At 57.0% G+C, this 12483-nt stretch carries 11 protein-coding genes; 3 read left to right on the top strand and 8 right to left on the bottom strand.

The window, feature by feature from the left end:
* Positions 1 to 35: 35 nt before the first annotated feature.
* On the bottom strand, positions 36 to 554 hold the full coding sequence (locus H045_RS16020) for a toxin-activating lysine-acyltransferase (protein ID WP_015372902.1): 519 nt from the start codon (positions 552 to 554) through the stop codon (positions 36 to 38).
* An 11-nt stretch (positions 555 to 565) separates the two neighbouring features.
* Positions 566 to 2269 (bottom strand): ShlB/FhaC/HecB family hemolysin secretion/activation protein, encoded by a 1704-nt coding sequence (locus tag H045_RS16015; RefSeq protein ID WP_015372901.1) that lies wholly within the window; start codon positions 2267 to 2269, stop codon positions 566 to 568.
* A gap of 599 nt (positions 2270 to 2868) precedes the next feature.
* Between H045_RS16015 and H045_RS25110 the strand changes: the two genes are divergently transcribed.
* Positions 2869 to 3012 carry a hypothetical protein gene (locus H045_RS25110; protein ID WP_157169964.1) on the top strand — a complete coding sequence of 48 codons (144 nt, stop codon included), beginning with the start codon at positions 2869 to 2871 and terminating at the stop codon, positions 3010 to 3012.
* A gap of 635 nt (positions 3013 to 3647) precedes the next feature.
* Here H045_RS25110 and H045_RS16010 read toward each other — a convergent pair.
* From H045_RS16010 to H045_RS15985, 6 genes are all read right to left on the bottom strand, one after another.
* Entirely contained in the window at positions 3648 to 4193 is a 546-nt protein-coding gene (locus H045_RS16010) for a hypothetical protein (RefSeq protein ID WP_049818592.1), read from the bottom strand.
* A 24-nt stretch (positions 4194 to 4217) separates the two neighbouring features.
* A complete protein-coding gene (locus H045_RS16005) occupies positions 4218 to 4544 on the bottom strand; it encodes a hypothetical protein (RefSeq protein WP_015372899.1) in 327 nt (108 codons plus the stop codon).
* Positions 4545 to 4568: 24 nt separating this feature from the next.
* Positions 4569 to 4880, bottom strand: a complete 312-nt coding sequence (locus H045_RS16000; protein ID WP_015372898.1) for a hypothetical protein — start codon at positions 4878 to 4880, stop codon at positions 4569 to 4571.
* Positions 4881 to 5011: 131 nt separating this feature from the next.
* The gene (locus H045_RS15995) at positions 5012 to 7315 is read right to left on the bottom strand and encodes an autotransporter family protein (protein ID WP_015372897.1); all 2304 of its coding nucleotides are present in this window, start codon (positions 7313 to 7315) and stop codon (positions 5012 to 5014) included.
* A gap of 297 nt (positions 7316 to 7612) precedes the next feature.
* Positions 7613 to 8458, bottom strand: coding sequence for an alpha/beta hydrolase (locus H045_RS15990; RefSeq protein ID WP_049818591.1), 846 nt, complete (start codon positions 8456 to 8458; stop codon positions 7613 to 7615).
* A 130-nt stretch (positions 8459 to 8588) separates the two neighbouring features.
* A complete protein-coding gene (locus tag H045_RS15985; RefSeq protein WP_015372895.1) occupies positions 8589 to 10661 on the bottom strand; it encodes a TerD family protein in 2073 nt (690 codons plus the stop codon).
* Between the two features lie 406 nt (positions 10662 to 11067).
* Between H045_RS15985 and H045_RS15980 the strand changes: the two genes are divergently transcribed.
* Positions 11068 to 11745, top strand: a complete 678-nt coding sequence (locus H045_RS15980) for a hypothetical protein (RefSeq protein ID WP_015372894.1) — start codon at positions 11068 to 11070, stop codon at positions 11743 to 11745.
* Positions 11738 to 12463 carry a Fic/DOC family protein gene (locus tag H045_RS15975; RefSeq protein ID WP_015372893.1) on the top strand — a complete coding sequence of 242 codons (726 nt, stop codon included), beginning with the start codon at positions 11738 to 11740 and terminating at the stop codon, positions 12461 to 12463. The genes H045_RS15980 and H045_RS15975 overlap by 8 nt, the downstream gene beginning before the upstream one ends.
* Positions 12464 to 12483 lie beyond the last annotated feature (20 nt).

Below are 12483 nucleotides of genomic sequence, written 5' to 3'. Positions count from 1 at the left end.
ATTTGCGGAGCCGGCCCGCGATACAAAAGTTGAAGTTACGGTGCTGTGGCAACCGGGTGAGCTGCAAACCAGGCTCTGGCCTGTTCAGGGATCACACCGATGCCCTGGAATGTCTTGATTTGCAGGCCTCGCTCGTCGCCCCGGTGATACAGCGCGCGACCGCATCGGTTGGCGAACAGGTGGCGCTGGAGGATTCTGGTAAAGGTGGCCGTATGGCCAAACGGCGCGATCCAGTCGTTGAGCCAGAGGCGCTCGCCGCAATTCCAGTCCACGTCGCTCAATGTCAACGGTGATTGCTGCAAATAGCGCTGTTCTGCTGCTTCATCGACGTTAAGCCAAGAGAGGTAGCACACCGGCTTGCCGTGCTCGCTGCCCAGCACGAATTGGCGATGCTTGAGCGCCGGCAGCAGAAGTGTCGGTAAGCTGTGCAGTGGCGCATCACGGTGAGCGCTGGAATGCATCCACAACCAAGTGACCGAGCCCAGCACTGCCGCCTCGTTCCAAGGCTCGTCGATCAGGCCGGGTGCCGTGATGTCCAGGGTTTCAAAACGCATGGCATTACCCCTCAGAACGACCAGATGACGGTAAAGTCGCTGGTCACGTTGGCGGTCTTGAAGCCATCGGGCTTCTTGAGCGGCGTGCCTACCGACCAGTCATAAGACAGGCCCTTGTAACCACCACGCACACCCACCACAGCCCCCGCCAGTCGTTTACCAATCAGGAACTTACTGGCCTGACCGCTGACTTCGCCGTAGTCGACACCGGTGTAAAGCTCCTGGCCGGTTTGCCCCAGCGCCAGGCCTACTTCGTTGCGCAGTGTCCAGCCGCGATCGGCAGAAAGAATATTTTCGCCGTCAAACCCGCGCACGCTGTAGCGTCCGCCAATCGAGAAGCGGTCTTGCGGCACCAACGGTGTGCGGTTCCATTGCGACCGCCAACTGCCGATATAGCGCAGGCGCTGGTCGCTGAGGGCGAATGGCACTTGCAGCTGGGCGTCGGCGGTGATGATCTGCGAGCGGGATGTGCCTGCACCAGAGGCTTCTTCGGGGGCCGGCAGCGAGTCATGTGCGCCGGTGCCGCGACGGTAGGCGACGCCAAGGTCCAGAATAGAGGTGCCGATAAATTCCCGGTGATCTAGGCCGAGCTGCCAGCCCGCCATGCGCCGATCCTGGTTGCCGATCTCGGTGTCGTCGATGAAGTTTTCAGAAGACCGTGTCCACAGGCCACCCCACGCCGTGGTCTTGCGCACGGCATCGCGGTAAAGCAGGCGAGACAGGCGCAGATCGTTGGTACGGCTTTCGCCTCGATACTGGTACGTCTGGGTGGCGCCGGCGACCGACTGCTCGTAGTTATACTCGCTGGTGGTGAACGCCAGTTGCCAGTAACCCATCGGCAGCGAGTAGTGGAGCGTATTGCCATTGGAGCCGTGTCGGCCGGACTCGCCGCCGCCCAGGTCGTGGTTGAAGCTGGCGTAGAACAAATCGTTGAGCGATAGCAGGTTGTCCAGCGACAGCGACACATTGCCCTGATACTTGCCTGTGGATTTGCTGCCCGAGTTGTCGACGGACAGGCTCACGCGGGCCGGAAACTGCTGGCTCCATTTGATCACCACATCGCTTTCGCCGGGCTTGGCATCAGCCGCCAAGGTGGGTGTGATCTGAATGTCGGCATCGGCAGTGGGCACGCGCTTGAAGTTTTCCAGCGCCTGTTCGATATCGCGCAGGTTAAGCAGGTCGCCGGGGTTGGCAGGCATCGCATTCCATAGGGTTGCGCGACGGCTGGTGCCTTCGGCAAAGCGGATTTCGCGGATGCGCCCCGGCACGATTGTCAGCACCAGAATTCCGCTGTTGAGGTCCTGCGCTTCGGCAAGCACGCGGGTGGTGACAAATCCCGCCTGGATGATCACATTCTGCATGCGCTTCATCGTCATGTTGATGCCCGCGCCACCCAGGCAACGCCCCACTGCGGGGTCTTCCTCGGGGTTGGCGGCCTTCAGCGCCCATTGAAACTTCTCGGATGCGTCGCCAATCAGGCGGATGTCTTTAATGGCGAAGCAGGGCGCTTCTTTTACGGGAAGACGAGAGCCGCCTTCGTCGAGCGAAGGTGCCTGAAGACGCACATCGGGCCGCGATTCCAGTTGATCACGCAGCGCGCGTTCACGCTCCTGCTGACGCAGTAATTCCTCTTCAGGCCCGGCAGCCTGAGCGGTGGCGGTCGTAAAGAGTGTCCACACTGCCAGCGCCGTCAGCGCGAGGTGTCTTGCATTCATCGACGACAAGCGGGCCAGCCCCACGACATATCGAGAGGGGCCAAGCTTGTGCAGTGGGCAGCGTGAGTCCGCAGGCATTTCACATCCTTGTGATCAGAATCAGAGGCACAATAAGTGAACCGCCTGGAACGGCAGTGGCACTGAAGAAAATAGAAAAATGTAAAGGTTTCGACGAGCAGAAAACGAAAGTTCCTACATTTAGTCATACGCTCTGATGGAGGCTTAGCCCGAAAGTTCCGTGACGGGCAAGGCTGCGATAACAACGCTCAGGAAAACGCTCAGGAATGTGACGATCTTCACGCGTATTGCGAGTGCTGAGGCAAGCGAATCAGATAGTTTGCTAGATATTAATACCTGGATCGAGCATATCGAGGAATGCTCGCGCCTCATTAGCGGGGTTGTGCTGATCTTAGGGGTTCGTAGCGCACGAGGCATTTGCCCTGTTGATGCGGCGCACGGTCTTATGGTCTCGCAGGTGAAATGTCCCGGTAGATCTTGCGCCGCTGTTTACGGTGTTGCAGGAAGTTTTCCTACATGCCGTCAGGCTTGGGCTCCAGCAAGGGCTATTTGAACTAAAAGAGGAAAGAAGAGGCAATACGATGAAACATTGGGAGGTGTACCAGGAAGGCAAACGGTTTGAAGGTGTTCAGGCCCGCGACCATTCCGAGGCAGTGCTTGAAGCATTGCGCAAACTCGACCTCGATGACGAGTCGGGGCTGGACGTGCGGCTGGCCGCGCAGTAATTCGGGAAAAGTCAGCCATGTCGTCCAGCACTAATCCGCTTGTTCTCTGCGTGTATAGCTGCACCGTGTATGGCCAACTTGCATCTGCCTTAATCATCGCCCGAGCTGACTAAGGCCTGCTCCGCATGCGGTGCCGAAGTCCTGGCTGAATGGGGCGGCGGCGTAGAGATGGTCACCAATCAACTCGAATAACGGAAAAATATGTGACGCAAGTTTTTGCTCCTAACCGATGACCGAACTGCATGAGTAATGCAATGCGTGCGAAAACAGCTTTTCGTTAATGGCATTTTTCGTGGTATCAGCTGAAAAAATTAAAATAAAAATATGATTTTTAAAGACTTTTTATGGTTGTTTATGTTCGAGTGGGAGTGAGGTTTTTCGTCAACTATCTGATTTTATTGTAAAAAATAAGAGTTGATAGTGATCTTTACTACGTCATTAATGGCATTGTTAATGGCGCACATTGTACATATGTGAGAAAGCTCCATCGATACCCTGTCCCGGATAAGGAATGCCGACATGGTATCGAGAGCGCTTAGCCGCGCAGATGTCAGTAATAACTGTTTGCCCATCTCCCGTATGGTATGTGTCTTGAATAACTTCACGCGCAGCCTTCAACCCACGCAGATTTCGGTCTACAAGTTATCAGTCGCGTTGCACATCGACACCTTCTCCGCTGGCTGCGGTTGGGCCATGACCCACTGTTTGCCACCCGCCTCCAATTCATCCAGCTGGAACGAACAGTTCGCCGACATGGTGGCCTGCACCATGTAGTCCACGCCAGGCCGAGGCACGAAGGTCATGGTCCTGGCACACTGCCGGGAATATTGCAGGCGCCCCAGATAATGGAACGCGATCGGCTTGTTCGCCGGCACCACCAGCTCCGACGAGACCGCACCGGCCCACGAAAAGATCGGTCCGGGAATGCCGAGGTTTTCGCCGTTATGGTCGGGGAAGCCGGGTTTCGCCGACGCCATCACCCCCGCGCCGGGCACGTTCCAGTCGAGACAGTCACGCCCCGGCACGGCGCGCACCAAGCCGTCGGTGAGCAGGCGGATACGGGCAGTCTCGCCGCCTTGCGGGGGCACGTAGCCAGTGGACAGCGAACGCACGTTTGCCACTTGGCCGCAGCCGCCGAGCGCTAGCAACAGCACGGCGGGGATTACAGGCAACAGTCTCATCGGGTATCGACTCGCAGGGGGAAGTTAAGGCTGACGGCAGTTGGCGCTGACCGACAGATGCGGCGCCGGCTCATAGCTCACGCGCTGCAAACCATCTGCGTCCTGGAACAGGAAGTACTTGACGCGACAGTCCTTGAACATTGCTGAGTAACCCTCCGCCCGGAAGCCTTGGCCATCGACCTGTTTGGTCACGGTATTGTTGCGGCTGACCACCGCGAGCACCTTCTGATAGCTGTCGCCCATGTTTACCCCAGGCTCGCCGGTGATCGCGGCCGAGGAGGCGCAACCGCCCAGCGCTGTTGCCGCCAGGGCCAATGCGGCGCCATACAGTCCGTTGCGTAGAGTGTTCATTCCCAGTGTCCTTTTGGTGATGGGTTAACGGCGGCCGTCGCACACCGGCGATTCGCCAATACGGCCTAGCTTGCACAGGTCCAGATCGTCCGTGCGGATAAAACCCGCATCCTTCATGCAGTAGAAGCGCGTCAGCACCACATCAATCGGCGACTTGTCGCCTGCGCCATCAAGATTGGTATACCCGCAAGCACGCATGGCGTTGTCAACGCCCGATTGGGTTAGCCCCTTTTTGTACCACTGTGTGTAGTCCCCGGGTGGCGGTTGGAAGCCCCGTCCCGTGCAGCCAACCAGTAAAACAGCGCAAAAACTCAGCAGCAGGCTCCTCGTGAACATGGCGTTCTTCCTGATGGGCTGACTCGTATAAGTGTGAGACGCCGTAGGGTGAGTCGCTGTAGGCGTTACCCACGGCCTGAAACAAAAAAGCCCGCATCAGCCGGCTTTGTTGTTTCAGGCGAAGGCGTTAATCAGAAGTCGTAACGCACGTTCGCAGTGAAGGTGTCGGCGTCGAAACCACTGCTGGTCAGGTAGTTGTACATCCCTCCCACACTCCACGCGCCCACGCGGTAGTTGGCGCCCAGTCCCAGCTCGTAGCTGTCGCGCGCCGGTGTTGTGCCTGTGGTGGTGAACGGGGTGCCGCCGAGCACGAAGGTGGAAGTGGTGCCGGCTTTGTCGCCGATGAAATCGTGCCAGGCCATCAGCTTGGCTTCCGGTTCCAGGCTGCCAGCACCTAGGTCAAAAGCGGCCGCCAGGCGAGCGCCCAGGCCCATTTCGCCGATTTCATAGCGCTGGCTGCCGACGTTGAGGGCGGCTGAGCTGCCTTTTTCACGGTACGAATCAATCGAGACATTGGCATAGCGCGCCCCGACCTGTGGTTCGAGCAGCCACTGCTTGTCCAGCTGGAGCGTATAGCCTGCCAGTGCGTTGAAGCCGAAGATCTCACTGTCGTAGTCGGCCTTGGCGCGAGTGCCGGCGATGTAGCGTTTGGACTCGTTGTCGTTCCAGCCGTACATCAGCGAGGTGTCGACAAAGAAGTTGTCGCGGGCCCAGTTGCCGTACAGGGTCAGTGCATGACCGCTCACGTCGGTTTTTTTGCCGAGGTCGGATTTGACGTCGCTGGTCAGGTAGCTGTAAGCCAGGCCAACGGTGGTGTCGGTGTTGAGCTTGCCGTCGGCACCCACGGCGATGCCGTGGGTGTTGGTGTCGTAGCCGTCGATACCGTGGCGGCTGTCCTGGTTGGCATCGCTGGACAGCGCCTGTATCCACACGCCTTTTTCTGCCAGGACGTCTCCGGAGGACAAACCGTTACGGGTTTTGCTGGCGCGGCGGTTGATGGCACCTGCGACCAGGTTCTGGCTGTTGGTGGCGGCGTTGATCACCCCACGGCTGACGTCCGGGGTCAGGGTTTCGGTAAGTTTGGCCAGGTCTTCACGGGTGGTGGCGTTGGCGAAACTCTGGAATACCGGATCGCTTTCGTCCATCAGGCCCAGAACCGTGTTCTTGAATGGCTTGATGGCGTTCACCGCGTTGCGCGATCCACGGGCACCCAGCAGGTCTTGCGTGATCACCTCATCACTGCGAGTGGCAACCAGTGCTTTCACGTCCTGGCCTTCAATGCCGAAGTTCCTTACCTCAAGCAGCGCCGAGGAGGAAACCACGGACAGGTTCTGCGGCTCTTCCCAGGTGCCAGAGTTGATGAGGGTGTAGCGGGTGCCCTGGGTCGACGTGCGGAAGTCGTCGGAGCGAGCCTGCAGTTCGATCTGGCTGCCTGGAGAGAAGAAGGTATTGCCGGTGACTTTCAGGATCGGCGTGTTGGGCAGCGTGTTGTTATCCAGCAGCAGGCGCAGGCGCGCAGTGTCGCTGTCCATATCGAGGTCGCCCACAATCGTGGTTTGCGGGCGAAGCAGCGTCAGGCGGCCACCGTCGATATCGACGAAACCGGCGCGGATGGTCGAGCCATCGAACATTGCGTCCCCTTGTACCAGCACACCACTCAGGCCCAGCAGGTCACCCTTGACCTGACCACCTTGCCAGTAAAAGTACGACGGGGAGGCATTGTCGTCCGCCGAAATTGCTGCAGTGCCGCCTTCGATCAGGCCACCTGTTTGCCTGATGGAGAGGGTGTCGAAACCGCCGGAAGTGTCGAGACTGCGAAAGCGGATGCCGATCCCGTCAGCGGAGATAGTCCCGCTGTTGTTGATATCACTCTGGAAGGGAGCGCCTGTCATCTGACCGGTAAAGCGGGCCTTCTCGACGTCAATACCGATAGAGTCGATGCCACGCGCGGTGATAGTGCCCGAGTTATTGACGCGCGCCTGGGTTGAGGTGATCAGCATGCCTTCGGCTTGTTCGCCAGTCACAGTGATGTTGCCATTGTTGTTCACTTCACCGGCGATCTTCGCCAGATACACGTCCAGCCCGACGACGGCGTTGCCGCTCACCGTAATGTCACCATTATTTATCACGTCGCCACCGACGTTGGAATCGAGGGTCATGGCGATACCGGACGGGAAGTAGGTGGGGGTCGCAGCCGTCAGGTTGATTTTGCCCTGGTTGACCAGGTTGCCCGCCAGGGTCAAGTTGTTCAGCACTACACCTGCATTTTGCGAGGTCCCGCTGAAGGTGGCGTTATTGAAAACATCACCGGAGCTGGTGTATGCCCCTGTGCTCAGATCATAGTTGAGGTCGGCTGCGGGTGCGGCATGGACCGTGGCAGCGGCAGCCGCGACGGACAGCGCCAGCAACGAGCGGCGCAGGTGGGAAGTGTTCAAGGCAGTATCCTTACAGGGCAGAAACTGACAGGGAACAACCTACGCGTCAGCGTCTTTTTTTGGCTTCCCTGCCAGCTTGTCAGTAAATGGCTGATTCAAGCGCGTGCGAATTTACACGATGCGTGTAAGAAGATTCATCATAAAAAAAGAATCAATGAAGAAAAAAAGCTGAAAACGCGACGCTGTGAGTGTTTTTTCAAGGTTCCACGAGGCTTTTTAGCAATAAGTGGAACTTTAGATGTGCGGTTGCGGTCTCGCCCGAGTCCGGCACTATTCGGATTTTTTTAAACGAACTTCTCAGCGTTTGATCTCAGGTGCCAACGGCGTTTCAGCCCATCGGCTCCATGTCGCTTCCCACCCCCTGTCATGGCTCGCTTCTGGTACCTGGATGCATTGGGAGAGGGGAGAGCCAAGCGCCTGTTGGTACCTGTCAGCTAAACCCGCCGGAATAATCAGGTCTGCTTCTGCGATGAGATGACGCTGGGGTACCAAAGCGAGTCGATCACGATAGTCCAACGGATCCAGTGAGCCGTCGAGCGGCGACAATCCTTTCATCGTCGCCCATAGACGTGGACTGAGATTGCCAGCAAGGGTTTGTACCTGAGTAACATCACTGCGCTGCGCCGCTAACAATAATGCGAGAGCGGCTCCACCGGAATATCCCACCAGTTCGAACTCGCTGTTGCCATATCTTCGTTTTAACTCGTCCAGCGCCTGGCTGAGGCGGGTGACTACTTCCTGGGAAAATCGTCGATCGGTCCAGAGTGCGGGTTGACAGGCTGCGGTCATGACGAACTGGCAGGGGCGTGCCAGGTACGCATTCGGTGTCGGATCACTCACCGCCAGCCGTGGCACTAATAAATTGTGCGGGCTCGGATCCAGGCTGGGTCGATTCGCCGTCGCCCAGGCATGGCCATCGCCTTCCAGGTAGACACGCAGGCGAGTCATCTTTTCTGCAGTGTGCGGCGCAAGTATGACGAGGGGGAATCTGGGGCCCGACAATACCTCCAATTGCCGGTCGTGCTCTTCAGCCAGATGTTGCAGTGCCTCGCGCGGTGATTGGCAGGCGATGAGCAGCGCGCTGATCATTACCATCCAGACTTTATAGACGCAGGTCTGACAACAAGAAAAGTATTTGCTCATCAAGTCATCATGCACCATTACCAATGGAGGCCTCGGCGGGTTGTGATAGCTGACTGGCATTTTTGTTGTCCGGTAGAAAGCGAAAAAGTTACCTATATCGTTTAATAAACTGCAGGAATTGGCGTAGAGATTAAAGAAACTGCGATCGAATTAAATCCGTGTCGAACGGAGTTATTCCTTGGTCGGGCGCAAAGATCGCCTGTGCCTGCTGCGCCGAGGCCACCCGTTCTCCCCTGGCTCGCACATGTAAATCGAACAGCGTTTCCAGGTCCGGCCTTGGTGTGTGTATCAAGGCCCGTAGCATCAACGATACGCCACTGAGGTTATTGTTGACGTTGTTCCACCGCGCAGATGAAGTTAGCCCCAGATCGGCCCAAATCATCCGTCGTTCCTGCAGGTCCATCACGAAAGGCAGGCAGATTTGCGTGTCGGATGCGATGTCGATACGGTCGAACACGGAGCGCGGCTCGAATACTTCACCCGCCGCCACGTCGGCGCGGGCCATCCAGCCTGCGAAGCATTCTGGAAGGTCGCAGTACGGTTGTTGGGTAAATGAGTTGATGGATGTAACAACATAGCGGATGCCTTTCTCGACGAGAACATCCAGGTCAAGGTCTATAAATTCCGAAGCGCCCTCGGGCGCGGTGACGATGTCGCCGCTATGGTAGCCGCCGAAACTTTTGAGGTTGTAATACGCGACCGTTTCTTTGAATACGAAGTCGGCGTCGAAAAAGGCTGCGGACAAGTCGATGTCCGTGCGTCCACTGCCGTTCTTCCACCACAGGAACAGGCGAATGAAACGTGTGTCCGGCATAGGCAACCGACTGCCCCGCACCAGCGTACGCATCGACTTCGATGAGGCGCGCTGCGCTAATGGTACTCGGTAGTCGCGTAACGCTGGGTCGATGAAGCAGCGACCCAGTGAGGGAAGTGACGCAAAACGCTTTACCAGAGCGGCCTCGCAGAGGCTTGTTGCCCGTGCGAGCACGTCGGGAGGGGGAGGTTCGCGTCGATCCTCGATGCCATAGATTTTGGCAAACGCACCTTTGGGGGTGAAGGCCCGCAAGGGGAGGGGGCGGGGGGCGCTTACCTGAGCCAGCAACTGCAGCAGAACAGGCGAGGACACCTGTGGGGCAACCGTCTCGAATGCATCGAGAACCGACTCTTGTTCTGTGGCTCGCCGCAGAGTCGCATCCAGTCGTCGTGCGAACTCACCAGGTCGGCTCTGCAGCAGGGACGTGAGAGTGGCAATATGACGCTGTGCGAACAATGTCTCGACACGCGATCCAAATGAGCCCCGCGCTTCGTTGCGACGTGCTGCCGTGATGGCGGCTAACGCTGCTGGGTACTTGTCGGCGTAGTCGCCCGGATGCAGTACCTCAGCCAGGCGTTTCCATCGCTCGGCATGTCGCATGACGTCTTCTGTGGCATTGGGTATGCGGTCCAGCAGGCGCAGCAGCAGACGGCGCATCGAGCGCTTCATTGCGGTGAAGCGTGTCGACGCTGTGGTCAGTGACACGTCTCCGCCAGTCAGCGCGACCGCAAGTCGTAGCACGTCGGTCGTCGTTTCCACGTTTCTTTCCAGGAATGCGTTTACCCGTACATCGCCGGCTACATGCAGGATAAGTGCGCCGCCAACCTGCGCACGGATTTCCCGGAACGGTACGGTCTCAGGTAGCAGGCGGAACACATCGCTTTTGTAGGTTCGGATGAACCAGGCGACATCGGCAGCGTCCTGTTCGGAAAGCGAGGTGCGTGATGAAATCAGCGGTTCCAGCAGTGAGTCGAACTCGGAGACGCTTCCCGGTTCAATAACGCGGGATATGAAGTTGCCTTCAAGCATCGCGGGACGAGAGTCTTCAGTTGCCGGTAAACGTGCAAGCGTGAGGTAGTGGATTACCGCGTTAAGGTACAACTCCGCCTCTGATGCCTTTAGAACTTGCTCGGGAAAATCAGGATAGAACGGTCGGTGGTGTACATGGGCGCCAGTCTCCCGCCGAAGGACTCCAACGATTTCGCGCAGCCAATACTTAAGCTCTGTCGCTGACAATAGGCCGATTTGCTCGATCAGAGATTCTGATAGTACGCATCGGAACGCCGCAATTTCCCGAACAGCCGACGCAACCTGAGCACGCGTGGCGCCGCCAGTACCTATCGGCACATGGACTTTGCTACGACGACGCAGGAATATCCCTTGATTCATGCTTGATTTTCTCCTTTGGCCGCCGTCGTGTAGGGGCTGCAGCATCGTTTTACAACTGATGTAAAAACGCCTGCAAGCAGCAGGCGCAGTGTGGAGAGCGAAACCCCTAGGTCATAGGAGGTTAGAAGGAAGGTGTTCCATAGCCACGGACGCATTCTAGGCAATTGCGTCGTTTTTTGTCAGGTGGCGGCATACCTTCAATGGTGACAAGTTGCTTCGCCAGAACAACAGGGCTGAGAAACGCCAGATCGTTTTCCGGCGACTATGTTAACGGCGGCATGATTGGCCAAGGTTTTGCGTTTTTGCAATAGAGGTTGGAGAATGACCAAGGCTTTCCCATAATCGATTCTGCCGGCACTAGCGCCGTTTAAAATGCATGTGAGCGAACTGATACCGAGGTCTGTACATGAAGCTTGAAGATCGTATGCAGGCTGCCATCAATGGCATCCAGGGAAACGTGATCCTGCGCACGGATGTTGCGAAGCTTGGTGGGCATTCGCAGGTTTCTGTCGGCTTGGATCAGCTAATGCGCAAAGGCCTGATTGCCAGGATGGGCATCGGTATTTATGCAAAGGCTTCCCGCAACCCTCTCACGGGAGTCATCACGCCTACAGCAGACCTTGAAACACTCGCCGTTGAGGTTTTTCGTCGATTGGGTATCAGCGCCTCTGCCGGTACCGAGCGGTCAACTGTGTCAAAAGACGCAAAAATATGGGTAAAAGGTAGTCGCCGCATCCGTCGCAAGCTGTCACTTGGCGGACGATCGGTGGTTTACGTCAACGAGCTCTCCTCTCCCCGCAATGCAAATAGCTCCGTAAGGCGCCATCCAAAAACCGGAGCACTCATCATCCCGACGTCAGGCCTTCGGCGTTACGTAATGGATCTGGCGGACTCCTGTCAGGTTGCTTATACCAGGACCTACGCAGATGAATGGGCCGAAAATGTTTCCCGACTTTCGGGCGACGATGTCCGCACTGACGTGATTGAGAGTTTGGTAATCGCACTGAAGAAACAGAAGAAAGTTACTGGATTGGAAGCGGTTCACCTGCTCACAAATTACTTGAGGGAAAAGCAGCGTGTTTGACCCATTCAAGGATTTCGACGCAAGGGGTTATCTCAGAAATGTAGTGGGTGAAAAAAACCTCAATATCGTCAAGCAGCTGGAGCACGACCTGTTTACCGCGAACCTCGCGGACGCGATGGCCTACTTGTCCAGGAAAAAAAAGCTCACTTATCACGATTTCCTCAAGGTACACGCAATTCTGTTTGGCGACCTTTACCCTTGGGCCGGTAGCGACAGGATGACGACTTCTCCTGATCTGGCTATCTCAAAAGCGGGCACTTGTTTTTGCCTGCCCTATGAAGCCCGGAGAGCCGTGGAGGAAGGCCTTCGTCTTGGGCAGGATAAAGCTTTGCTAAGGCAATCGCCGGGTCTGGTGATGGGATTTTTCGCCTATGGCCATCCGTTCCTTGATGGAAATGGGAGAACGATGCTGGTAGTGCATTCGGTCCTTTGTCATCGTGCCGGGTTCTCGATCAGTTGGAGCAGAACTGACAAGGCTGCTTACCTGCTGGCACTGAGTGAAGAGATTGAGACCCCGGGGAAGAGCATTCTGGATGCGTACCTGAGCGACTTTATCGAGCCACCGCTTGAGCCGGCTGTCTGGGAGGCTGCTATTCATTCTGTCAGAGGATTGAATGGTCTGGCAGCAACGGACACTGTTGAGGGGTGCTCCGATGATCCTGCGATTTCAAAAAAATATGAGGAGTTTGATCAGCGTCGAGGCTACATCATCGATTGAGTATCCCTCGATACCGTCAC

The sequence above is a fragment of the Pseudomonas poae RE*1-1-14 genome, assembly GCF_000336465.1.
GTDB classification, from domain to species: domain Bacteria; phylum Pseudomonadota; class Gammaproteobacteria; order Pseudomonadales; family Pseudomonadaceae; genus Aquipseudomonas; species Aquipseudomonas poae.
This window is presented reverse-complemented; position numbering and strand designations above follow the sequence as displayed.

Coding starts and splice junctions, on each gene's coding strand:
- H045_RS16020 (WP_015372902.1), bottom strand. CDS start 554: ATGCGTTTTGAAACCCTGGACATCACGGCACCCGGCCTGATCGACGAG.
- H045_RS16015 (WP_015372901.1), bottom strand. CDS start 2,269: ATGAATGCAAGACACCTCGCGCTGACGGCGCTGGCAGTGTGGACACTC.
- H045_RS25110 (WP_157169964.1), top strand. CDS start 2,869: ATGAAACATTGGGAGGTGTACCAGGAAGGCAAACGGTTTGAAGGTGTT.
- H045_RS16010 (WP_049818592.1), bottom strand. CDS start 4,193: ATGAGACTGTTGCCTGTAATCCCCGCCGTGCTGTTGCTAGCGCTCGGC.
- H045_RS16005 (WP_015372899.1), bottom strand. CDS start 4,544: ATGAACACTCTACGCAACGGACTGTATGGCGCCGCATTGGCCCTGGCG.
- H045_RS16000 (WP_015372898.1), bottom strand. CDS start 4,880: ATGTTCACGAGGAGCCTGCTGCTGAGTTTTTGCGCTGTTTTACTGGTT.
- H045_RS15990 (WP_049818591.1), bottom strand. CDS start 8,458: ATGAGCAAATACTTTTCTTGTTGTCAGACCTGCGTCTATAAAGTCTGG.
- H045_RS15985 (WP_015372895.1), bottom strand. CDS start 10,661: ATGAATCAAGGGATATTCCTGCGTCGTCGTAGCAAAGTCCATGTGCCG.
- H045_RS15980 (WP_015372894.1), top strand. CDS start 11,068: ATGAAGCTTGAAGATCGTATGCAGGCTGCCATCAATGGCATCCAGGGA.